Annotated in this window: 22 protein-coding genes; 6 read left to right on the plus strand and 16 right to left on the minus strand. The window is 61.3% G+C overall.

The window, feature by feature from the left end:
* Positions 1-45: 45 nt before the first annotated feature.
* The 3 genes from GRZ55_RS19420 to GRZ55_RS19430 form a co-directional block, all read right to left on the minus strand.
* Entirely contained in the window at positions 46-669 is a 624-nt protein-coding gene (locus tag GRZ55_RS19420; protein WP_169288615.1) for a trans-aconitate 2-methyltransferase, read from the minus strand.
* 109 nt (positions 670-778) lie between these two features.
* The gene (locus tag GRZ55_RS19425) at positions 779-1,270 is read right to left on the minus strand and encodes a DUF305 domain-containing protein (protein WP_169288616.1); all 492 of its coding nucleotides are present in this window, start codon (positions 1,268-1,270) and stop codon (positions 779-781) included.
* Between the two features lie 417 nt (positions 1,271-1,687).
* A complete protein-coding gene (locus GRZ55_RS19430; RefSeq protein WP_169288617.1) occupies positions 1,688-1,879 on the minus strand; it encodes a heavy-metal-associated domain-containing protein in 192 nt (63 codons plus the stop codon).
* Positions 1,880-2,204: 325 nt separating this feature from the next.
* Here GRZ55_RS19430 and GRZ55_RS19435 point away from each other — a divergent pair, with 325 nt between their 5' ends.
* On the plus strand, positions 2,205-2,966 hold the full coding sequence (locus GRZ55_RS19435; protein WP_169288618.1) for a MauE/DoxX family redox-associated membrane protein: 762 nt from the start codon (positions 2,205-2,207) through the stop codon (positions 2,964-2,966).
* Between the two features lie 317 nt (positions 2,967-3,283).
* Here GRZ55_RS19435 and GRZ55_RS19440 read toward each other — a convergent pair whose 3' ends face one another.
* The 12 genes from GRZ55_RS19440 to trbB form a co-directional block, all read right to left on the minus strand.
* Entirely contained in the window at positions 3,284-3,979 is a 696-nt protein-coding gene (locus GRZ55_RS19440; protein ID WP_246734892.1) for an autoinducer binding domain-containing protein, read from the minus strand.
* A gap of 89 nt (positions 3,980-4,068) precedes the next feature.
* A complete protein-coding gene (trbI, locus tag GRZ55_RS19445) occupies positions 4,069-5,367 on the minus strand; it encodes an IncP-type conjugal transfer protein TrbI (protein WP_169288620.1) in 1,299 nt (432 codons plus the stop codon).
* Complete coding sequence (gene trbH, locus GRZ55_RS19450) at positions 5,364-5,831, minus strand: conjugal transfer protein TrbH (protein WP_169288621.1); 468 nt, start codon at positions 5,829-5,831, stop codon at positions 5,364-5,366. The genes trbI and trbH overlap by 4 nt, the downstream gene beginning before the upstream one ends.
* 4 nt (positions 5,832-5,835) lie before the next feature.
* Positions 5,836-6,606: a P-type conjugative transfer protein TrbG gene (gene trbG / locus GRZ55_RS19455; RefSeq protein WP_246734887.1), complete on the minus strand. Its 771-nt coding sequence runs from the start codon at positions 6,604-6,606 to the stop codon at positions 5,836-5,838.
* Positions 6,607-6,679: 73 nt separating this feature from the next.
* On the minus strand, positions 6,680-7,342 hold the full coding sequence (locus tag GRZ55_RS19460) for a conjugal transfer protein TrbF (protein ID WP_169288623.1): 663 nt from the start codon (positions 7,340-7,342) through the stop codon (positions 6,680-6,682).
* Positions 7,343-7,350: 8 nt separating this feature from the next.
* Positions 7,351-8,517, minus strand: coding sequence for a P-type conjugative transfer protein TrbL (gene trbL / locus GRZ55_RS19465; RefSeq protein ID WP_246734888.1), 1,167 nt, complete (start codon positions 8,515-8,517; stop codon positions 7,351-7,353).
* The gene (locus GRZ55_RS19470) at positions 8,498-8,707 is read right to left on the minus strand and encodes a DUF2749 domain-containing protein (RefSeq protein WP_169288625.1); all 210 of its coding nucleotides are present in this window, start codon (positions 8,705-8,707) and stop codon (positions 8,498-8,500) included. Before GRZ55_RS19470 ends, trbL begins: the two co-directional genes overlap by 20 nt.
* Entirely contained in the window at positions 8,704-9,504 is an 801-nt protein-coding gene (gene trbJ, locus GRZ55_RS19475; RefSeq protein ID WP_169288626.1) for a P-type conjugative transfer protein TrbJ, read from the minus strand. Before trbJ ends, GRZ55_RS19470 begins: the two co-directional genes overlap by 4 nt.
* Positions 9,476-11,926: a conjugal transfer protein TrbE gene (locus tag GRZ55_RS19480; RefSeq protein ID WP_169288627.1), complete on the minus strand. Its 2,451-nt coding sequence runs from the start codon at positions 11,924-11,926 to the stop codon at positions 9,476-9,478. The genes trbJ and GRZ55_RS19480 overlap by 29 nt, the downstream gene beginning before the upstream one ends.
* Positions 11,927-11,929: 3 nt before the next feature.
* Complete coding sequence (locus GRZ55_RS19485; RefSeq protein ID WP_169288628.1) at positions 11,930-12,229, minus strand: conjugal transfer protein TrbD; 300 nt, start codon at positions 12,227-12,229, stop codon at positions 11,930-11,932.
* Positions 12,222-12,596 carry a TrbC/VirB2 family protein gene (locus tag GRZ55_RS19490; protein ID WP_169288629.1) on the minus strand — a complete coding sequence of 125 codons (375 nt, stop codon included), beginning with the start codon at positions 12,594-12,596 and terminating at the stop codon, positions 12,222-12,224. The genes GRZ55_RS19485 and GRZ55_RS19490 overlap by 8 nt, the downstream gene beginning before the upstream one ends.
* The gene (gene trbB / locus GRZ55_RS19495) at positions 12,586-13,557 is read right to left on the minus strand and encodes a P-type conjugative transfer ATPase TrbB (RefSeq protein WP_169288630.1); all 972 of its coding nucleotides are present in this window, start codon (positions 13,555-13,557) and stop codon (positions 12,586-12,588) included. Before trbB ends, GRZ55_RS19490 begins: the two co-directional genes overlap by 11 nt.
* 480 nt (positions 13,558-14,037) lie before the next feature.
* Between trbB and repA the strand changes: the two genes are divergently transcribed.
* The 3 genes from repA (at position 14,038) to repC (ending at position 17,791) form a co-directional block, all read left to right on the plus strand.
* Positions 14,038-15,225 carry a plasmid partitioning protein RepA gene (gene repA / locus GRZ55_RS19500; RefSeq protein WP_169288631.1) on the plus strand — a complete coding sequence of 396 codons (1,188 nt, stop codon included), beginning with the start codon at positions 14,038-14,040 and terminating at the stop codon, positions 15,223-15,225.
* A gap of 75 nt (positions 15,226-15,300) precedes the next feature.
* Positions 15,301-16,311 (plus strand): plasmid partitioning protein RepB, encoded by a 1,011-nt coding sequence (gene repB, locus GRZ55_RS19505; RefSeq protein WP_169288632.1) that lies wholly within the window; start codon positions 15,301-15,303, stop codon positions 16,309-16,311.
* Between the two features lie 166 nt (positions 16,312-16,477).
* Entirely contained in the window at positions 16,478-17,791 is a 1,314-nt protein-coding gene (repC, locus tag GRZ55_RS19510; protein WP_169288633.1) for a plasmid replication protein RepC, read from the plus strand.
* 8 nt (positions 17,792-17,799) lie between these two features.
* Here the strand turns inward: repC and GRZ55_RS19515 are convergent, their stop codons facing one another.
* On the minus strand, positions 17,800-18,753 hold the full coding sequence (locus tag GRZ55_RS19515; protein WP_169288634.1) for a recombinase family protein: 954 nt from the start codon (positions 18,751-18,753) through the stop codon (positions 17,800-17,802).
* 192 nt (positions 18,754-18,945) lie between these two features.
* Between GRZ55_RS19515 and GRZ55_RS19520 the strand changes: the two genes are divergently transcribed.
* Positions 18,946-20,628, plus strand: a complete 1,683-nt coding sequence (locus tag GRZ55_RS19520) for a Mu transposase C-terminal domain-containing protein (protein WP_169288635.1) — start codon at positions 18,946-18,948, stop codon at positions 20,626-20,628.
* The gene (locus GRZ55_RS19525; RefSeq protein WP_169288636.1) at positions 20,628-21,530 is read left to right on the plus strand and encodes a TniB family NTP-binding protein; all 903 of its coding nucleotides are present in this window, start codon (positions 20,628-20,630) and stop codon (positions 21,528-21,530) included. The genes GRZ55_RS19520 and GRZ55_RS19525 overlap by 1 nt, the downstream gene beginning before the upstream one ends.

Raw genomic sequence — 21,530 nt, forward strand, 5'->3', positions numbered from 1 at the left:
CAAGTGAGGAGCCACCGCCTCTCCTGGATGAACTTGAAAAAATGCTCACAGCCGCTTGAAGATTGCGACAGTGAAGTCCTGCGTTCTCCCGCCTGGCGTGAAATGCTCCTCCTTGCGGGACTCCACGAGAGCGAATGAAGCGCCCAGTCGCGCGGCCAGCTCCGCGGGGGAATAGCGACGGACAGGAAGACCGCTACAGCGCTCAGGCCCTTCCGGCGCGAAGGTAGAGATGATCACCGTCGACCCGGCCCGACTGCCGGCGGTCAGCGCATCGATGTAAGCTTGCTGGTCTTGGCTTTCGGTAAGGAAGTGAAGCACAGCTCGGTCGTGCCAGATTGCGTGACTGCGCGACGGCTGCCATTGGGTGATATTGCCAGTGATCATGGTGACCTCAGAGGCTCGCTCGCCCAGCCGCTTGCGGACGGAGTCGAGGGCTTGCTCCGATAGGTCGAGGATCGTGATGTCGGAATAGCCTCTGGCCAAGAGAGCATCGACGAGACGCGAGGCACCGGCACCAATGTCGATGATGGGGGCATCGAGGCTCGGCGCAAATTTGCCGATGAGTTCCAGCGACGTGGCAGGATTGTCCTGGAACCAGGAATACGTGTCCTCGGCGTTGCTCGAATAGACGCCGTCCCAGTGCGATTTTCCGGCTGACGATGCGCTCATTGTGGCTGTCGGTACCGTACAGGCGCCGCTCCTACTGTAAGTTCAACGGGTGTCTGGCCAATCCGGCAAGGTGGTGGCCGCGCGGTCAGGACCGCGCGGCCTGTCGTGTCTAGTTCGCGTTTTCGACCAGCCAGTTGGTCATCTGCTCGATCTCGGCGACCTGAGCTTCGATGATCTCCTCGGCCAAAGCCCGCATCTGCGGGTCGTCGCCATGCTCAAGCAGCACCTGCGCCATGTCGATGGCGCCCTGATGGTGGGCGATCATCCCACAGGCGAACGCCACGTCGGCATCGTCGTTCATCATGCCCTCGTGCATGGCGGGCATGGTGATCATCATCTTGCGCATGTTTTCCTGAACATGCTCGGGCACGGCCTCGAGGTTCATGCCGCCCATCCCCATCATGTCCATCATGGCCGCGTGCATGTCGTCATTCTGACTGCCATGCATGCCCCCATGACCCATCGACGAATGGTCCATGCCGCCCGGTGTGGAAGACGTGCACTGCTCGGGAAGCTGGAACTCGGCCTCCTGGGCAAGAGCCGGGATGGACAGGCTGGCGGCCGCGACAGCGGCCATGAGTAGGGTCTTTACGGGTTTCATCGGAATTCTCCTGTTGAGTCTGATTTGAATACGGTCAGCCGAGGAGATCTCGCGGAGGCGGGAGGTCGACGCCGGGACCATTGCCCAACGCCTCTAAGGCAAGAATGTTCTCCGTTTCGTCACTCATGCGCTTAAGAGGCATGGCATCAGGGTCCATCGCCACTCCCGGATGACAAAGCGTCATCATGCAGCAGCCGATGCCGGAAGGCTCGCAACCGACATGGACATCGTTCGTATCCCGATGCACAGGAGAATGATGCGTCGAATGAACGTGCGTCTGGGTGGCCCCAGCTCCATGCGCGTGCGTGTCCGAAGCGGAGGCAAGTGGACCAGCTGACGGCCATACCAGAGCCACCGCAAGCGCCAGCAGCACGGCGATCATCAGCTGTGATGGGCGGCAGACGCGTCCCACCAGACCTACCTCTCCGGCGGGTAACCCGCATCATCGAGCTTGGCGAGGAGGGCAGCTTCATCAGCGCTCGACCCGACACGCACCGCCTTGGTCGCCAGATCGATCTCCACCGTCGCCTGGGGATCGACGGAATGGATTGCCTTGGTAACGCCTTTGGCGCAGCCGCCACAGGTCATGTTGTCGATACGGAATTGCATCGGGCACTCCTCGAATGAATTGCGTTTCACCAGGGAGATGGGGATTCCAGCAGGTGGAAGGTCAAGAGGGAGAATCCTTTATAGCTGTGTTAGGCGGTCGGTGTTGACCTTCCATCGACTGGAAGGCGCACGAAAGCGTCCATGAGCTTGCCGACTGGAGCCAAGATGTCTGCCCATGCCGGAAACAACCACGAGGTCGAGCCGAATAAGTCCGGTGCTCTGCCAACGATCAGGCTTCCCGTGCGGGGGATGAGTTCCTCGTCCTATGTCGCGCGGGCTGAAAGATCGCTGCAGCCCGCCCCGGGCCCTTCACAGGAAAACTGTCATGAACCAGCACACTCCAACTTCTGAGAAATCCGCGACGCTCTACCGGATGGTGATGCCCCAACATGTCTGCCCCTATGGCACCAAGTCCAAATGGCTGCTTGAGTCCCAAGGCTATACGGTCGAGGATCATCACCTGACAACGCGCGAAGAGACCGACGCCTTCAAGGCAGAGCATGGTGTCGATACCACGCCGCAGGCTTTCATCGATGGCGAGCGGATCGGCGGTTATGATGAGCTTCGGGAGCGGTTCGGCAAGACCGTCATTCGCGAAGGCGACACGACCTACAGACCGGTCATCGCCATATTCTCGGTCGCATTCCTCATGGGTGTCGCGATTTCCTGGACAGCTCTCGGGACGATTCATCCGATCCACACGGCCGAATGGTTCATCGCCTCGGCCATGGTCCTGCTGGGGCTTCAGAAGCTGCGCGATGTCGAGGGCTTCTCAACGATGTTCCTGAACTACGATCTGCTCGCCAGCAGGTGGGTGCCATATGGCTACATCTACCCCTTCGCCGAGACGCTTGCGGGTCTGCTGATGCTCGCCGGCGCGCTCATGTGGCTGTCGATCCCGATTGCGTTGTTCATTGGAACGGTGGGTGCCGTATCCGTATTCAAGGCCGTCTATATCGACAGGCGCGAACTCAAATGCGCCTGCGTCGGCGGTGGCTCAAACGTGCCACTGGGCTTCGTCTCGCTCACCGAGAACCTCATGATGATTGGGATGGCGGTGTGGATGCTGGTGCACTACGCCCTTTGATGCTGGGGGGCACTGCTGGCGTCACGCACCTCCGAAGCGGACCGCGCCCGAGTGGTTGGCGACAAGCCTGAATCTACCAATCCTTGCCCGCCGAGTCGCCAATGTCCTCGCGGGCTCACGAGGGCGTTTCCCCAGTGTCCGCTTACCGTGTGCCGATTTCCAACAGCCGACGGTCTGTTCACGGCCCCATTCACGCCGAAAGCCAGATGCCTTTCGAATGGCGGGTTTCAGGTCGCGGGCAAATAAGCCGGGCAGTCCAAGCTTGGGGGCGCGTCCGGCTGTTAGAAGCCGATCCCAAGCGGCTGGCATTCACCCTTCTAGATGAGGCCCAGACGGATTGCGATCGACGCGGCCTGCCTGGTATTGGACGCCCCGAGCTTCTTGGTTGCACCATCGAGATACGAGCGCACCGAGCGGTAGGCCACCCCGAGCATGAGAGCGATATCCGGCATCGACATCCCTTCGGCGAACCAGCGCAGACACTCTGCTTCGCGCGGTGACAGCCGGATGCCGGATGCCAGGGATGCGTCGCTTGACACCCCGTCCAATCGGGAATGAATGAAGGCGACGGCAACGGCTGCGGTGACGGGATCGATGTCCGTGCTGAGGGCGGATACTGGCCTGCCGCTTGCCAGGGTGAACACCATGCGGTCCTTGAAACCGACAGGGATCGAAATCGATATTCCCGACCGGATGCCGAACCGGTCTGCCTCCGTGAAGAACTGTGAAACGCCACGTCGCCCGCTACGCCTTGCTTCATCTGCCGACCAGGCGAACAGCGGCGGGCCGTGCTTGGCCTTGGTCACGACCGGATCGACGCGGATGAAGTCGTTTTCCACATAGAGTTCCTGCCATTCGCGCGAATAGTTCGAGACAGCAAAACTCTCAGGTCCGCTCAGGTAGAGGTAGGCATAGAAGTCGAAGCCCGTAGCTTCCGCGAAATCGCGCAGCGCCCGCCGTGCAGCCTTCTCTTCGAGCGGGAGTGAGAGTCTGTCGATCAAAAGCAAAAGCATGTCGTTCAATGGAGAGCAGCTCCAGTTCAATGCGGCGCGGCAGAAGGCCTGCCTTCCGCACGGAGCGCTGACAACGATAGGGGCCATGGTTATCGGTACGACCGGGGGAAGACGATGTCCTGGTCGACCAGAACGTTGAAACGGTAGCCCGGCCGGATTTCGAGGGTGGGCTGTACGTTGAGGTTGCGCGACACCGTCTGCTCGGAAATCTGTCCAAACGTCTCCGCAAAGGAACGCCGCGCGGCATCCTCGGCGCTGTTGGCAGTGCCCAAACTATTGCGATCCTGCGGGAGCATCATCTCGGTGCCGGTGCCAATCAGCGCGACCAGGATCGCCGATCCGAAGGTGCGCAGATAGTGATTGTCGACCCGGTCGTTGAATCCCCCATGGCCGGCAGAGTCCGTACCCGCCATGCCGCCGATCTGGAGCGTCGCCCCGTTCGGAAAGATGATGTCAGTCCAGATGACGAGCACCCTGTTTTGTCCAAATGTGACCTTGGAATCATAGCGGCCAAAGAGTTTCGATCCCTGCGGGATGAGCAGATGCCGCCCCGTGGCGCTGTCATAGACGTTCTGGGAAACTTGCGCTGTGATGCGGCCGGGAAGATCTGAATTGATGCCGGTGACGAGCGTTGCAGGGATGACCGAGCCGCGTTTGAGCTCATAAGCCGAAAATTGCGCGACGACCGTGTTGGGTAGATATCCAAGGTCGCGAATGTCCTGGTTGAAGAAACTCTCCTTGGCCGCCTGTGCGTTCGCATCCGCAGCACCACCCGAGCCGGCTTGCATGGCGGCCGCATAGAGGTCCATCGCGTTCGGCGGTCGTGTAGATCCGCCTTGGGTCCCGGACGGCCCTGACGTTTCGCCCTGGCTCTGCGCGGACACGTTACTCAGGTCAACCGTAATCGGAGAATCGAACGCGGCATCGTTGGCCTGTAGGCTCGCCATGCGTTGGCGATGCAGCTCGCGCAAAAACTGCTCTTCCTGTTCGCGCTCCATCCGAGCACGCCAAGCCTCTTCCGGTTCGAGCGCGGTTCGCTGCGGCTCTGCCGCGTTTGAGGCCGGCGGTTGCGGCATGAAGGGGTTGGTTGCCGGCTCTCTCGGCTCGGCTGGCGCCGGCTGGCGCTCGGGACGTGCCGGTTCCCCAATGATGCCGTCGGGCACGCCCCGTGTGAGCTGGTCTGCATGGGTCGAGGCAGGCCGCGAACCGGGCGCGTATCCAGGATCATCACCCCCCAAGCGCAGGCCGCGAGAGGACAGGCCATAAAAGATGACGGCGAGGAACAGCACCACCAGGCCAATCGCCACGATGATCGGCAGGCGGTTGAGCCGCCGGATACGCGGTGTTCCGGCACTATTGGAGCCGCCAAGATTAAGGGCTTCGCTCATACCGGCTCCCCTGCCCCGCGCTGCATGATCGAAAGGGGAGAGATCGGGGCCGCGCCTTCGCTGCCATGCCGGTACATGCGCGTGAGATCGAGCGTGAGGGTCGACAGGCGAACGAGGATGCTTCCCTCGAACTCGTCAACGACATAGGCAAGTGCCACCACGTTCGTTGCCTCGGTCACCTGGTCCGTGACGACGGCGTAACCCCAGCCCCTGAGCGAGGCTTCGAGCGCCTGGCCGAACACCGAGCCGTCGGGCGTCAGGCTGATCGTGGTGCTGCCGGGTCCGATCTGTTCCGTGAGACGGCCCACCATGTCTCCGGCGATCGAGGACGCTGCTTCGGGCGTAAGCTGCGCAGACGCCGTGCTCTGGACGAGTCCCGCGCTGCCAAGCGTCTGACACGCGGCCAGTGCCGACACCGACGCGATCAGCAGAGTGAGGCGGACGAGGTTTGAGAGCTTTCGCATCCCCCTACCCTCCCCGCCTGATGGTGATCTTCTCCTGGGTGCGCCCGACGCCAGACACGAGGATGGCCTGGTCGATATGGTAGTCGACCACCATCATGGTGCCGTTCATCCGATAGTTGACGATGCGGTTTTCGCCCCCGGAAACGACGAAGAGGACCGGCGCGTCCTGACCGGAAAGCGATGACGGAAACTGGATGTAGGTCTTCTGGCCGTCGCTGTAGATCCGCGTCGGCCGCCACCTTGCCGTTCCGCTCACGCGAAACGAAAAATCGAGCTGGTCGGCCGGCACGCCGGCGCCGGGCACAATACTGGCCTCCATGCGGGCCGCCACCTCTGCAAAGCGTGCATTGACGTCTTCGGGATACTCGAAGCCGACACGGGCCATATATTGGGTCGAATGGGACTTGAGCTGGATGTGGTAAGTGCGCCGCGATGTCGTCACCACCATCGAGGTCGAAAGCCCTGCCTCCGATGGCTTCACAATCAGATGTACTGACTGGCTGCCGGGAGGCCCCGAGGTTGCCGGTTCGACCTTCCAGCGCACAGTGTCGCCAACCAACACATCGCGCACGATCTCGCCCGGCTGAAGCTCGATATCGCAGACCTGAAGCGGTGAACAGACGACCGAGGGCTGCACCTCGCCGAAGAGAAAAATCACCTTGCCGTCGGGTCCGCGTGTCACGACCCCCTGCCCGTGCTGCCACTGGCCCGAAAGCCCGGTTGCGCGCTGTTCGGTGACGCTGAGATTTTGCGCCAGGGCCGGCCCTGCAATCATTGCGAAAACCAGTCCAGAGCACAGGGCTGTGCTCCGGAATGCTCGTAAACTCATGGGAATATCCTCCGGGCACTCACAACTGTGCCGTCCAGTCGAAATCTCTGAGGTAAAGGCCGATCGGATTGAGGCGGATGACCGCCTCATCCTGGGGCGGGGTGAGCGTCACGGTGGCAACGCCCCGAAACCGCCGTACCGCGAGCTCCCTGCCCTGCCGGTCGCGCTCATATTCGGTCCAGTCAACCTGAAAGCTCTGGCTCGACAGCGGAACGATGTTGGTGACTTCGACCGCGACGGTGATCGTGCGCGCGCGGTCGAACGGGGAGCTCCCCCGGAACCAGGCATTGACCTTCTCAGTCGCGGGATCTGAGGTGCGAAGGTGGGCGTAGGTGCGGTCGATATATTGCTTCTGCACGACCGCATCCGGGGTCACGGAACGGAAGTTCGAAACGAAACTGCCGAGTGTGGCACGCACCACGCGCGGATCGGCATATTCGATCTGCTGGGGGAAGCCGGCACTCGCGGCCGTGCCAAGCCGGTCGACCTCCACGATATAGGGCACGAGTTGCACCTGCGTGCTCTGGTAGAGCGCGTATGAAAAACCGATCACCGACATCAGCATGCCGGTTACGCCGACGATGCGCCAGGAGGCTGCGGCGTGGACGTAAGAGCCATAGCGCTCGTTCCATTCCTGGCGCGCGGCAAGATATGGGTTCTCGGGTGGAGTCTTCGCGGCCATCGTCGGTTTCACGCCTTGTCGTCTGCTGATTTTCTGGTGGTGGGCCGGCCCTGGCTCTGGTCGAGCTTGGAATTGGCGAGCCCGAGCGTTGAGGCACCCCAGGTACCCGGAACCCCGATCGCCTTGTCGCGCCCGGCCGAAGCGAGTGCCGAACCGGCCGCCCCTGCCCCGCTTGCCATGCCCTTGAGAGCTGCCGCTCCAAATGAGCTGCCCGATGCGCGTGCGTCGGAATAGGCCGAGGCCCCTGCCCTCGCCCCGCCCCAGGCCAGGGCTGCGCTGCCGGCGGCAAGAGTCGCCGCCTGTCCGCCGTGGCGAATGGCCTCCATGCCGCCCGTGACCGAGACGCCCTGCGCGACGCCCTGGATGATGTTGGGCACGTAGATCGCGATGATGAACACGACGACGGAGATCCCGGCGATGGCCAGCGTCGCGAGAAACTCGTCCGAGGAACCGGAATCGTTGGCGAGATTGATGAGGACCTCGGAACCGATCCGGGCGATCATCACAAGCGCCATCAGCTTCATCCCGACCGAGAACGCGTAGACGAGATAGCGGACCGCGAAATCCTTGGTGAAGCTCGAGCCACCCAGACCGAGCATGATCATGCCGGCAAGGAGGCCAACATACATCTCGACCATCACCGAGACGAAGATCGCGGCCACGAGGCTGAAGCAGATGACCACCACAATCATCGCGAACACGGCCGCGATCGCCAGCGCATTGTCCTCGAAGAGGCCGAATTGCGCCCGCTCGGACATCGAGCTGGCGACCTGAAGACCGGCGTTGAAGACATTGGCTGGCGAAGCCGAGCCGCCGCCGGCGCCGATCTGGAACAGGCTGTCCACCATCGCCCTGGCTAAATCGGGGCCCTGCTCGAGGATGAAGACAAACAGCCCGATGAACATGATGCGGCGCACCAGTTCGGCGAACCAGGTGTCGAGCGAGGCCGCGCCGAGCGCCAGCCAGACAGCCGCGATGCCGATCTCGATGCCGGCGAGAATCCAGAACAGCGATCGTGCCGCCTGCATGATTGTCGTCTCCCAGCCCTGCGCGGCTGACGCGACCTCGTTCTCGAGATTGGTCAGAAGCGAGCCGTCCTGCGCAAGGGCAGGCTCAAGGAAGAGTAGGGCGCCAAGGAACGCGGCGAAACCAAGCCTAATTCCCGGTGGCTTCATCGCGCTCGCCCTCCCCATTGTCCCAGCGCGGCCGCATCTCCTGTCCGCCGGTCGTATCGAATTGCCTTGGTCCCTCGAGGAAGTCCCCTGCCCGATCGGGCTGCTGTCCGCCGTTAGAGGCAAACCAGATCGAAAGACCGATCCAGACGAGTGCGGTGCATGCCAAAACGACAACGAGAATTCTGGTCACCAGCGGGGCTCCATCATCTGTCCGCCAGACGTCGCGGGCGCGTTCGAGTTGAAAAATTCTTCGCGGCGGGTCTGGGCGAGGTCTTTTGCGGCCTGCTCGGACTGGAACCACGTCGCCATCATGGTCACCTGCTGGGAGACGAGACCGCGCAGTTTTTGGGCCTGCGCCACCTGCTGCTCGGCGATCTTGTGACCGACCTGGAGTGCCTGCATCTGTCCGATGGAGCTCTCCGACATCGAGCGCAGCTGCGACATCGTGGAGGCCTCGGTGCTGAACTGCTCGGCCGTGAGGCCGGCGGCCCTCAGCGTGGCGGCGATGGTCTCCCGGTTGGTGTCCGACCAATTCCGATAGCTCGAGGAGAAATCCTCGCCATTGAAAAGCCCTGTCTCGAACTCGGCAAAACTCTGGAACCGTTGTTTCAAAACATCGTCGATATTGCCCATGGCAAAGGCGATGCCCTCGCCCTGATTGACGAGGCTCTGCAGCCGCGAAAGGTCGCCTTCGACCTGGCTCCAGATGTGGTTTGGCAGCTGCAAGGTGTTTTGCAGCATGTTTTCGTAGATGCGGATCTGATTCTGGATCTGCTCGGCCAATTGAGAAATCTGGGTGACCTGGTTCTGGATCTGCTCGGCCGACTGAGCGGAGAGACCGACAAGCTCGGCATTGTTGAGCAGCTGCGTCCATTCAGTGGCATTGCCTGTCACCACACCGGCATGAGCCGGTAGGGGCAAAATCAGGCCCACAGCCAGCACCGACGCCAAACTGATCCTAATCGCGTGCGAGAATGGTTTCGGCATCGCCGATCCCCCTTTCCAAAAGCCAGGCCTTTGGCCATTCCGGGCCGTAGTCCTGGCGAAGCTGATCGATACGCTTGAGGTGGTCCTTGCCGGACGCGCCCGTGAAGGCCAGAGCGACCGGACCGAGCGCCATGTCGAAGAGACGCCTGCCCTCGGGGCTCGCGACATAGTATTCGCGCTTGGGCGTGGCCGTTGCCACGATCTCGAGCTGGCGTTCGTTGAACCCGATGCGCTCGTAGAACTCCCGCGTGCCAGGCTCGCGCGCGGCGCCGTTCGGCAGACAGATCTTTGTGGGGCAGCTCTCTTTGAGCACATCGATAATGCCGGAGCGCTCCGCATCCGAGATCGACTGGGTGGCCAGGACGACCGCGCAATTGGCCTTGCGCAACACCTTGAGCCATTCCCTGATCTTGTCACGGAACGTGGGGTGACCGAGCATCAGCCAGGCCTCGTCGAGCACGATGAGGCTCGGGCCCCCCGTCAGGCGTTTTTCGATCCGGCGGAAGAGATAGAGCAATACCGGCACGAGATTGCGCTCGCCCATGCTCATCAGTTCCTCGACCTCAAAAGTCTGGAAGGAGCCGAGTGCCAACCCGTCCTCTTCGGCATCGAGCAGTTGCCCCATCGGGCCGTCGACCGTGTAATGATGGAGCGCGTCCTTGATGTCGCGCATCTGCACGCCACTCACGAAGTCCGAAAGCGAGCGGCCGCGGGCCGACGCCATCAAACCGATCTGGCGGGAGATGGCATTGCGATGATCGGGCGTGATGGTGACGCCCTGCATCGCAACCAGGGTTTCTATCCACTCCGATGCCCATGCCCGGTCTCCGGCGGTCGAGAGCTCGGCCAGCGGGCAGAATGACAGCGAGGCGGTCCCCTCCCCTGCCCCGATCTCGTAGTGATCGCCATTGGCCGCAATCGTCAGCGGGAGCAGTGATCTGCCCTTGTCGAAAGCGAAGATCTGCGCGTTCTCATAGCGACGAAACTGCGCACAGATCAGCGCCAGCAATGTCGACTTGCCCGAACCGGTCGGCCCGAAGACAAGCGTATGTCCCACATCGTCGACATGAAGGTTCAACCGGAAGGGCGTGGAGCCGGAGGCGACCTGCATCAGAGGCGGAGCGCCGGTCGGATAGAACGGGCATGGCGCAGCCGCACTGCCTGACCAGACCGAATTGAGCGGGATGAGATCGGCGAGGTTGCGCGTATTGATCAGCGGCTCGCGGATATTGGCGTAGCTGACCCCAGGCAGGCTTCCGAGATAGGCCTCCGTGGCGTTGAGCGTCTCGATCCGTGCGCCGAACCCCTCGGCCTGGACAAGCCGGCGCACGGCCTCGGCCTGGTCGCGCAGGCGAGCATCGTCGGCGTCGAACATGACGATGACCGGCGTATAGTAGCCATAGGCGACAAGCTGGGACGAGGCCTCGGCAATGGCGTCCTCGGTCTCGGCCACCATCAACATGGCGTCCTGGTCGGCCGACCGGTTTTGGGTCTGGAAGAGCTGATCGAAGAAAGGGCGAACCTTCTGCTGCCATTTCTTGCGTGTGCGCTCGAGCCTGGCGCGGGCTTCCTGATCGTCGAGGAAAACGAAGCGGGATGACCAGCGGTAGGTCAGCGGCATCAGGTCGAGCGAGTTGAGGATGCCGGGCCAGCTTTCGGCCGGAAAACCGTCGATCGCCACTATTGCGAGGTAGCGGCCATCGACGAGCGGTGAGAGCCCATGCTGGAACTCGGCCGTCGCGAGCCAATCGAGATACATGGGGATGGCCGGCAGGCGCACCGGATGGCTCTCGCCGACAATGCAGAACCGGATGAACTGGAACAGCTCATCATACTGGACATTGCGGCTTGTCTCCGGATCTACAATTGTGCGCGTCACCATGCGCCGGATGGAGAGAACGTTCGCCAGATATTGCTCGAACTCACGGATCGATGTCCGGAACGCGTCGAGGACGATATCGGCATAGGCTTCGCCCCGGCTCTCGTTGTCGGAATAGACATAGCGGGCGAGCCCTGAGCGTCGGGGTTCAGGCGGCCGGTAGGTCAGGATGATGGCGTGCTGGCTTTCATAATGCCCGCGCTCTGCCTCGAAATGTGCCCGGCGTTCATCGTCGATCGCCCGTGTCACCCGGTCGGGGAAGTGGCAATCCTCGCCTGCGGGATAGGCGGTCGCGGGCACACGGACGGCTTCGACCTGTATCATCCAGCCTGAACCGAGCCGGGCGAGAATCGTGTTGATCTGCCGCGAGACCTCGTTGCGTTCGAGACTGGTTGAGCTCTCCGAATCCGGGCCGGCAAAGTACCAGCCTGCCATGACCGACCCGTCCTTCAAGAGGATCACGCCGTCATCGACGAGACCCGCATAGGGCAATAGGTCGGCGAAGGATGGCTTTGTATTGCGGAACTGTCGCAGCGCGACCATGGCTCAGGATTTCCTCCAGGGTGTGGAGGTCGGGCGATAGGTCGGCAGGTATCCGATATGACGCAGATAGATCTGCCTCATCATAGGGTCCGCTTTCGCCATCATGCGAAGAGCGGCAACGACCGCGATCCAGATCGCGATGCCGAACAGCGCCGAGAACCAGGTCAGCACCACAAAGATCAGGATGATGGCCGCGAGCCCTGTCAGAAGGACCAGTTCGCGATCAGCGCCCATCAAATGGTTCGGGCGCGAAAGCGCCCGATGGATGCGTGATCGCGTGAGCGGGTCGCCGGCATCAGCCATCGGTCCCCTCCCCTGCCCCAGATCGCACCGTGAGCTCGACATGTCCGATCGAGGCGCCCGAGGCACCGAAGAGGCCGACGATCTGTGTCGCGCCAAGCAGGATGCCCGCGACCAGCACGACATACATGAGCCGTCGGGCAAAATCGTTGAGCTCGCCGCCGAAGATCAACATGCCGCCGGCGACCGCGACGGCGGCGAGCGCAATGAAGCCCGCGACCGGGCCGGTGATCGATTGCTGGATCTGTTGCAGTGGACCTTCCCACGGCAGGCCCCCGCCGCCGCCCGCAAGTGCGGGCGTCGCGGCAACGAGGCAGAATCCTGCCGCGATGAACCAGAGGGTCGCCGTTCGGCGGGAACTATGCGGCATGGCTTTCCTCATCGATCTGGGGATGGTGGCGGGTTTCGTAGCGCGTGCCGTCAAAGCCCCTGACGTGCATGACGTCGCGCACGCGGCGCCCCTGCCCCGCGCGTTCGATCGAAACCACGAGATCAACGGCTTCGCCGATCACCTCGCACATCGACTGCTGACTGACCTCCGCAGTGAGTTGCTCGAGGCGACGAAGGGCTGAAATGGCGCTGTTGGAGTGAATGGTGGTCACACCACCTGGATGTCCCGTATTCCAGGCCTTGAGCAGGGTGAGCGCTGCCCCGTCGCGGACCTCGCCAACGATTATGCGGTCCGGTCTCAAGCGCATCGTGCTCTTCAGCAGCCGCGCCATATTCACCGTGTCGCTGGTGTGGAGGGCAACCGCGTTGTCGGCAGCGCACTGGATCTCCGCGGTGTCCTCAAGAACGACCAGACGATCATTGGGGGCAGCCGCGACAATCTCCGCGATCACCGCATTGGCGAGCGTCGTCTTGCCAGATCCGGTCCCGCCGCTGATGACGATGTTCAGGCGAGAGGCGACGGCGTTTCGGATGGCGGCCGTTTGCCCCATGGTCATGATCCCTGCACGCACATAGTCGTCGAGGGGAATAAGGCGTGACGCGCGCCGGCGAATGGTGAAGGTCGGTGCTGCGACGATCGGCGGAAGCAGGCCTTCGAACCGGTGTCCGCCGATCGGCAGTTCGCCCGAAATGATTGGGTGCTCGCTGTCGGCTTCGGTCTGCAAAGCATGGGCCACGCTGCCGATGATGATTTCCGCGGCGCCTGGCTCGAGTGCGCCAAGGCTCTCGATCCCATCCCCCAGCCGTTCCACGAACAATCGCCCATCGGGGTTGAGCATGATCTCGACCACCGACACGTCCCTTAGGGCCGAACAAATGCCCTTACCAAGCGCTTCCTGGAGCTTGCGCACGAGTCGGGACTGGGACTGTGACATAGTCATTGCCCCCCTCCCCGAGCCCACGGGAGGGTGGAGCACGTACTGCGGTTTAAGGGGTTCGCAGCCCATTTCACTTTGCCCGTCATCGCGCCTGTCCGTTCGTTCATTCGGCGGCCCTATGGACCACGGAAGAATGTGAAACGTCAGCCCGGCAGAATTGCCGGGTTACGGACGGGTGAGTCGGGGTGATATTGGACTTCCACACTCACCGGTGGGCCCGATCGTTGAGGGATAGCCCCAGGCCCCGGCATTTCTGCCGGGATTTCTATTGTAGTGCTCGGGAGCTACCGAACTCCGTAACTGATTGAAAAATATAGCGATGTCCGAGCCAATCAAAGCCGCGGAAAGACAGCAGCGCTCCAGACGGTAAGCTTCTGTTAACCTAAAATTCCTTGCCTACGAACGGGAATCGGACATACTGGCGCTAAATCGACCAACTAGCGGTAGTTGGCGCTATTTTCTTTCTTGGGGACCGGAGTGGGAATGACTATTCTCCCAGCATTTGAGTTTGATGACAAGATCCTTGCCCAGGGGGCGGAGATTTCGCGCAAACTCGATCAATTGCGAATTGAGAAGTTTCCGACTGAGGGCCAAAAAACGCTCCGGCGGTTCTCGATGGCTGAAGTCGCCCACTATTTGGGCGTCAGTCCGAACAATCTGAAGCGGCTCCATCTCGAAAAGAAAGGCCCAGAACCGTTTGTGGGCGCCGGAGGCCGGCGCTTCTATTCTGCTGAGCAGATGACCGAGCTCCGGCACTATCTCGACAAGAATGGGCGATCGGATTCCAAGAAGTATGTGCCCTATCGCAAACCCGGCGAGAAGTTGCAGGTCATCGCCGTCGTCAACTTCAAGGGCGGTTCTGGAAAGACCACGACGACGGCGCACCTTGCGCAACACCTCGCTCTCACTGGCCACAGGGTCCTTACGGTGGATCTTGATCCACAGGCTTCACTTTCAGCGCTCCACGGGTTTCAGCCGGAGCTCGATAAGAACCCTTCACTCTACGACGCAATCCGGTACGAGAGTCCCGCCCCGCTTGAAAGCGTCATCCAGAAGACGAACTTCCCATTGCTCGACATCGTTCCTGCGAACCTTGAGCTGCAGGAATACGAGTACGAAACGCCGCTTGCTATGCAGTCCCCGTCTCAGGAGGGGAAACGATTCTTCACAAGGGTCGCCCGACCGCTTGATTCTGTCAGCGAGAACTACGACGTCGTCGTCATCGATTGCCCGCCTCAGCTTGGATATCTGACGCTGTCGGCACTCTCGGCAGCCACTTCCGTCCTAATTACCGTCCACCCGCAGATGCTGGATCTCATGTCCATGAGTCAGTTTCTGCTGATGCTGGGCAATATCCTGAAGTCGATCAAGAATGCTGGCGCCCACGTCCAGCTGGACTGGTTGCGCTATCTCATCACGCGATATGAGCCCACGGACATCCCACAGGCACAGATGGTCGGCTTCATGCAGTCGATGCTTGCTGAGGAAATTCTGAAAAGCCCGATGCTCAAATCTACGGCGATCTCGGATGCCGGCCTCACCAAGCAGACGCTCTATGAGGTGGAGCGATCGAACTTCAATCGCGACACCTATGATCGGGCAATCGATAGCATGGATGCCGTCAACTTCGAGATCCAGGGTCTCATTCACCAGGCATGGGGGCGGTTGTGATGTTGACTGCCGTCAAAACCGACAAAAAAACCTACGGTTTCAAGTGCATAAACCGAGTAAGGGGGTTCTAGTCGAATGGCTCGGAAAAACCCCTTTGCCAACATTATGGACAGCAGCGACACACCTGCCGACAGGCCCGTCGCGCGGGATTACAGCTTCAAGGGCGCATCACGCTCGCTCATAAGTTCGATCGACGAGATGGCGGCCCAGGCAGGCAAGCTGCTCGAGGGCGAGACAATAGTCGAGGTTGATCCCAACCTAGTGGACCAATCCTTCGCCAATGATCGCCTCAACGTTGATCAGGAGGATTACGAGGCAGACTACGCCCAGGTGCTCGAGTCAATCCGCAGTTCTGGCCAGAATTCTCCTGCGCTCCTTCGCCCTCACCCACAGCATCCCGGCCGCTACATGTTGGTCTTTGGTCGGCTCCGGTGGCGCGCTGCAACGGAACTCGGTCTCAAGCTGCGTGCCGTTGTTAAGGAGATTTCCGAACGCGATCATGTGATCGCGCAGGGACAGGAAAACAATGCGCGGGCGAACACCTCCTTCATCGAGAAGGCGTTGTTCGCTGCGGACATCGTTCAGCGCAAGTTTGACGAGGACAATGCGACCGCGCTCGCCGCAATCGGTGTCGACCGGCCCACCCTCTCGAAAATGCTGTCCGTTGCCTCGATGCCTCAGGAACTGCTTTTGGCCATCGGCCGCGCCAAAGGCGTTGGCCGCGATCGTTGGTATGAACTCAAGTTGCTCCTTGACAAACCGGGGAATGTCGAAACTGCCTTGGCTCAGACGTCGAATGCCGATTTTCAGGGACTGCCTAGCGAAGCTCGGTTCGACGCGATCGTCGCGAAACTAAAAGCGTCCAAGCCACGCCGTCGCGCGGCGCCGGCATCGTCCAAACGCACCTGGGCGCCATCCGATGGACGTCTCGCCGCAGAGATGATGGCGAACGGAAAGAGATACACCATCGCCCTCAGGGCGAAGGGTGCCGACGCAACTGCGTTCGGTGACTACCTCTCGGAGAACCTCTCTGCTCTTTACGAGGATTTCCGGAAGGCAAAAGGCGAAACCACAAACGGAGATTGACCGCAAAAGAAAAAGGCCCCCCGAAACGGCAGTCCGGAAGACCTTCTCTATTAGTTTGGCGACTGAGAGAATCCCACTTCCGCGAATCATAGTCAAGGCCATATGGGCCACTTCGTGCGCCGTTTCGGCGAGCAGGTTTCTTTTGCCTAGCGATAGGTGAAGAAAAATGCAGACGCATATCCCAACGACGCCCTTTGGGCGGCGAACGATGTCGCTTGGCATGATGGCAAGCCAAGCCCGTTCCAAGGCAATGCCGGATGGCGCGCAGGTCGAGAAATGGAAGGTGTTCCAGTCGATCCGCGAGGCCAAGGAACTGATTGGCGCAACGGACCGGTCGCTGACTGTCCTCAATGCCCTTCTGTCGTTCCATCACCACGACGAGCTCGCCGGTGACGGCAAGCTGATCGTATGGCCATCAAACGAGGCGCTGAAGGCCCGTTCCAACGGAATGCCGGCGACGACGCTGCGCCGACATCTCGCCGTGCTCGTCGATTGCGGCCTGGTCATTCGCCGCGACAGTCCCAATGGCAAGCGCTTCGCACGCAAGGGCAGGGGAGGGGAGATCGAACAGGCCTATGGCTTCGACCTTTCTCCGATCGTCACGCGGGCTCAAGAGTTCAGGGACATGGCCGAGGCCATCCGTGCCGAGAAGAAGGCGTTTCGTGTTGCCAGGGAGCGCCTGACGCTTCTGCGTCGCGATATTGTCAAGCTCATCGAGACTGGCATCGAAGAGGGGGTTCCTGGCAATTGGGGCCGGGTCCAGCAGGCCTACCAGGCGATCGTCGGCCGTCTGCCGCGCTCGGCGCCAAAGCAGCTCATCGACGACATCTGCGTCGATCTGCACGGCCTCTACACCGAGATACTAGAGGTATTGGAATCATTCACAAAAACACAGAATATGGACGCCAATGAGTCCCATTCTGGTCGCCACATACAGAATTCAAAACCAGACTCCATATCTGAATCTGAAGTTGGCTCTGGAAAAGAAAATGAAGCGGGCAGCAGCGCCGCGGAAACCGACAACGTACGCAGCCTCCCGAAGCGGGATCTGCCATTGGGAATCGTGCTGGAAGCGTGCCCAAGCCTGCGTGAGTTGGCGCAAGGCGGCGATATTCGCCATTGGCGGGACTTTCTGGCGACGGCTGAGCTTGCCCGCCCGATGCTGGCGATCAGTCCGAGCGCCTGGAGCGACGCCCGGGAGGTCATGGGTGAGCAGCATGCGGCGATCACGCTGGCGGCCATCTATCAGCGAGCCGCTCAGATCAACAGTCCGGGTGGATATCTGCGCGGCCTGACTGAGCGGGCGAGGGCGGGCAAATTCTCCACCTGGCCGATGATCATGGCGCTGCTCAACGCAGGCCTCAAGGCGCAAAATTCGTCTGAAACCAGCGCCGGGCCTGCAAAAGTACCCGATGATGACAGCCCACGCCTGCAGGTTTCGGATTCGCTGCTGAAGTCCTTGCAGAAGCCGAGACGATGATGCGCGGTTCACCCTCCAGCGGGACCAGCGTCGCTCTCCGCGTCCTCGGCAATCAGGCCGGTCCGTCGGGCGCGGTCGATGAGGTTCTTGACCGAGGAGGGCGACCATTTCGTGCCGCCACGCGGCGTGCGCTCGTGAAGCCGTTCGAGCTGGCCAGCGATTTCGCGAAGCGTGAGATCCGGGTTCGAGGAATGAATACCGGCAACAAGTGTCATCAGCCGATCCTCGGGAAGCCGCGGCGGAGATTTTCGGAGCAGGGCCGGGTCCGCCAAACGCTCGGCAACCAGCCACTTCACGGCGCGCCGAAGCCGCTCCGGAGTCCAGTCGAGACCCCGCTGCTTGAGGACACGCGCGATATCGTCCCATGTATGATCGGGGCGCATGCGCCGGACCGTCGGAAGCCACTGGTTGGCGTTCGCCTGGATACGAGCTCCATAGGCTGCTTTCTGTGCGGCTGTCATTTTGGCCAGCACGTCGGGCCGGCGCTCGCGGATACCAGGATTGCCCGGGAGTCGGCCTTTCGCCTTGGCTGCCTGGATGCCGGCCTTTGTGCGTTCCGAAATCAGCGCGCGTTCGAGCTGGGCGACGGCGCCAAGGACCTGCAGCGAGAACATTCCCTGCGGCGTCGTGGTGTCGATAGGATCGCGCAGAGATCGGAAATGCGCTCCCTTTGCCGTCAGATCCTCAATTACCTCAAGCAAATGGCTGACGGAGCGCGCCAGGCGGTCGAGTCGAACCACAACGAGGGTGTCACCGGCGCCGATCTCGCGCACAAGCCTGGCGAGGGCGGGGCGGGTTCGTGAGGCGCCGGAACCATGCTCTTGGACGATTGTGTCGCATCCGGCCGACCGTAGCTCGATCTCCTGCGCTTCCGTCGCCTGTTCGTCCGTGGAGACGCGCGCATAGCCGATAAGCCGACCCTGTGGTCGACGAGAGGAGGGATTGCGCGGCGTTTTGGCCATTTGGACCGCCTGATGTCAGTTGTCAAAGTTAGCTTCAATGCGGAGCATGGAAGATCAATATCTTAGCGAAGGTTATGGTCACAGCAATCGGCTCCTGATTCCCCATAGTTGTCTTCACTATGTAGCACAAACTGCCCATACTTCCCTTCAATGTCGCCGATTCGGTTGCCGGCAAGGGAGGGACGTCGAGAGGTGGAGGAGCACGCTGATCAGATTGCCGAACGCGGTACGCTCGGGCTGTCTGCAGATGAGCGGCAAGAGGCGCAGCGCCGCTATCCGGTAGTAGCTCCGTTGGCGGCTCAGGAACTGGTCTCAGCCGCCGATGCGCGGGGCGCGGCCGCTCTTTTGGGGATGAGCACCCGATCGATCTACACGCTCGTCGCCCGGTTTCGGGCCTCAGGTGGGTTGATGAGCTCGCTGGCACCCGGAAAACCATCCGGTGGTCGAGGCCGATCCAGAATGCCGGCGCGGGTGGACGATATTGTCACCGCCGCAATCTACGACACCTACCTGACGCGGCAGAAGCGTCGGATCGTTCGGGTTGTCGAGGAGGTCCAACTTCGCTGCAAGAAGGCCGGATTGCCTGCTCCCTCGGCGAAAACGATCCGCCGTCGTCTGGAGACGATTCGGGCTGAAGAGGTAGCGATGCGTCGTGACGGCCCGCGCAGCAGCGCAGCAAGGCGGCTGACGTCGGCCGCGGGCCATGGACCACTTCCGAGGGGACCGCTCGACATCATTCAGATCGATCACACACCGGTCGATATCATTCTGGTGGACGAAATCAGCCGCCTTCCGGTCGGGCGGCCGTGGCTGACCGTGGCGATCGACGTCTATAGCCGTTGCATCACCGGCTTTCTGGTCTCGTTCGAGGCGCCGTCCGCAACGAGTGTCGGTTTGTGCCTCGCCCACACTGGCGTTGACAAGAGCACCTATCTCGACGGCTTGGGTCTCGATACAGAGTGGCCGATCGCAGGTGTCCCGCGTCTCCTGCATCTTGATAATGCTGCGGAATTTCATGGCGAGGCTCTCGCGCGCGGCTGCCAGCAGCATGGGATCGGCCTGGAATACCGCCCGAAGGGCCAACCTCATTTCGGCGGCGTAATCGAACGTCTGATCGGTACATTGATGGGCCTGGTGCATGATTTGCCCGGCACGACGTTCTCAAATACGACCGAACGGGGAACCTATGACAGCGATGCAGCTGCGGTTCTTACATTGTCCGAGCTGGAGCATTGGCTGGCTCTGGTGATCAGCGGACGCTACCATCACGAAGTCCACGAAGGGATCATGGAGCCGCCGCTCGCGCGGTGGAAGCATGGTGTTGCTGAGCATGGAGAGCCTCGACCAGTCGCCAATAGTCGCGAATATCTGGTCGATTTCCTGCCTGTCGTTCGCCGGACGATCCAGCGGGACGGCTTCACGCTTGATCACATTACTTACTATTCCGACGTTCTGCGCCCGTGGATCGCAAACAGGGATCGCTGCCGGTCCTTCCTGATCCGCCGCGATCCTCGCGATCTGTCGCAGATATTCGTGCTCGAGCCAGGCGGCCGCAGCTACGTGACGGTGCCTTGCCGACGTCTGGAAAGGCCCGGAATCTCGCTTTTTGAGCATCGCCAGGCCATTCGAACGATCAGGGCAGGCGGTCGCGCCCAGGTCGATGAAGAGGTCATCTTCAGGACGATCGAGCAGCAGCGCGGGCTGGTGAAGGCCGCGGCGAAGAAATCCAGAGCGGCCCGGCGCCATCTGGCGCGACAGACGCCGGTCCGAGAAACATCGGTGGATCGCGCGGCTGTCATGCCGACGATCAAAAACGAGCTCGCCGGCGATGATCAGGCTGCCGACTCGGCGCCATTTCCGATGGAAAGATGGTGATGAGTGATCTCAGCCACCTTCCCCTCGATCTGCAAGAGATCGCCGCCGGGGACAATGCGCAACGAATTGCCTTCATCCGTGGCCAGTGGTGGATCGGCTACCCGCAGGCACAGGCGTCGCTCGATCTGCTCGGCGCCGCGATTGAGAACGAGCCAGGCCGCGTGCGGCCGCAATGTTTTCTCGTGCTCGGGCCGACAAACAACGGCAAGTCGATGATCATCGAGAAACTCCGACGCGATCATACGCCGCCTGTCTTGCCCGGTCGTGACGAGGAAAACATCCCCGTTGTCGTAGTGCAGATGCTCACCGATCCGGGCGTTGCGCGGTTCTACCAGCATCTTCTTGAGATTTTGGGATCCCCGGTTCGAAGAACGGCCCGCAAACATGATCTCGAAGCGCTGGCGTTATCGATCCTCAAGAGGGTTGGCGCACGAATCCTCATCATCGACGAATTGCACAATCTTCTGGCGGGCACCGTACCGGCACAGCGGGAATTCCTCAATTTGTTGCGGTTTCTCGGCAACGAGCTGCGAATCCCGATTGTCGGGGCAGGGACGAAGGACGCCTATCTCGCCATCCGCACCGATTCGCAGCTTGAGAACCGGTTTCATCCGATCATCCTGCCGGTGTGGGTGGAGGGCGACGAACTCAACCGGCTGCTTCAGAGCTTTGTGGCGACGTTCCCGCTTCGCAAGCCGTCGTTTCTCAGCTCGGCCGAGCTGCAGCGGTGGATTTTGGCCCGCACAGGCGGGACGATCGGCGAAATAGCGGCGCTGTTGCGTTCGGCGGCTGTCGCCGCGGTTGAAAGCGAGGAAGAGGCGATCAATCAGCGATCACTTCGTCTGATGAAATACCAGGGGCCGGCAGAACGCCGACGCCTCACCGAGAAGCTTCTGGTCTGA

The sequence above is a fragment of the Chelativorans sp. ZYF759 genome (assembly GCF_012911015.1).
Taxonomy (GTDB): Bacteria; Pseudomonadota; Alphaproteobacteria; order Rhizobiales; family Rhizobiaceae; genus ZYF759.

Excerpts from the sequence above, each read along its gene's own strand:
- GRZ55_RS19525 (WP_169288636.1), top strand. The coding sequence starts at position 20,628 with ATGAGTGATCTCAGCCACCTTCCCCTCGATCTGCAAGAGATCGCCGCC.
- trbI (WP_169288620.1), bottom strand. The coding sequence starts at position 5,367 with ATGAGCGAAGCCCTTAATCTTGGCGGCTCCAATAGTGCCGGAACACCG.
- GRZ55_RS19490 (WP_169288629.1), bottom strand. The coding sequence starts at position 12,596 with ATGCCGCATAGTTCCCGCCGAACGGCGACCCTCTGGTTCATCGCGGCA.
- trbG (WP_246734887.1), bottom strand. The coding sequence starts at position 6,606 with ATGATTGCAGGGCCGGCCCTGGCGCAAAATCTCAGCGTCACCGAACAG.
- repA (WP_169288631.1), top strand. The coding sequence starts at position 14,038 with ATGACTATTCTCCCAGCATTTGAGTTTGATGACAAGATCCTTGCCCAG.
- GRZ55_RS19485 (WP_169288628.1), bottom strand. The coding sequence starts at position 12,229 with ATGGCTGATGCCGGCGACCCGCTCACGCGATCACGCATCCATCGGGCG.
- GRZ55_RS19435 (WP_169288618.1), top strand. The coding sequence starts at position 2,205 with ATGAACCAGCACACTCCAACTTCTGAGAAATCCGCGACGCTCTACCGG.
- GRZ55_RS19480 (WP_169288627.1), bottom strand. The coding sequence starts at position 11,926 with ATGGTCGCGCTGCGACAGTTCCGCAATACAAAGCCATCCTTCGCCGAC.
- GRZ55_RS19420 (WP_169288615.1), bottom strand. The coding sequence starts at position 669 with ATGAGCGCATCGTCAGCCGGAAAATCGCACTGGGACGGCGTCTATTCG.
- repC (WP_169288633.1), top strand. The coding sequence starts at position 16,478 with ATGCAGACGCATATCCCAACGACGCCCTTTGGGCGGCGAACGATGTCG.
- trbL (WP_246734888.1), bottom strand. The coding sequence starts at position 8,517 with ATGAAGCCACCGGGAATTAGGCTTGGTTTCGCCGCGTTCCTTGGCGCC.
- trbH (WP_169288621.1), bottom strand. The coding sequence starts at position 5,831 with ATGCGAAAGCTCTCAAACCTCGTCCGCCTCACTCTGCTGATCGCGTCG.
- GRZ55_RS19460 (WP_169288623.1), bottom strand. The coding sequence starts at position 7,342 with ATGGCCGCGAAGACTCCACCCGAGAACCCATATCTTGCCGCGCGCCAG.
- GRZ55_RS19430 (WP_169288617.1), bottom strand. The coding sequence starts at position 1,879 with ATGCAATTCCGTATCGACAACATGACCTGTGGCGGCTGCGCCAAAGGC.
- GRZ55_RS19440 (WP_246734892.1), bottom strand. The coding sequence starts at position 3,979 with ATGCTTTTGCTTTTGATCGACAGACTCTCACTCCCGCTCGAAGAGAAG.
- trbJ (WP_169288626.1), bottom strand. The coding sequence starts at position 9,504 with ATGCCGAAACCATTCTCGCACGCGATTAGGATCAGTTTGGCGTCGGTG.
- trbB (WP_169288630.1), bottom strand. The coding sequence starts at position 13,557 with ATGACTATGTCACAGTCCCAGTCCCGACTCGTGCGCAAGCTCCAGGAA.
- GRZ55_RS19515 (WP_169288634.1), bottom strand. The coding sequence starts at position 18,753 with ATGGCCAAAACGCCGCGCAATCCCTCCTCTCGTCGACCACAGGGTCGG.
- repB (WP_169288632.1), top strand. The coding sequence starts at position 15,301 with ATGGCTCGGAAAAACCCCTTTGCCAACATTATGGACAGCAGCGACACA.
- GRZ55_RS19425 (WP_169288616.1), bottom strand. The coding sequence starts at position 1,270 with ATGAAACCCGTAAAGACCCTACTCATGGCCGCTGTCGCGGCCGCCAGC.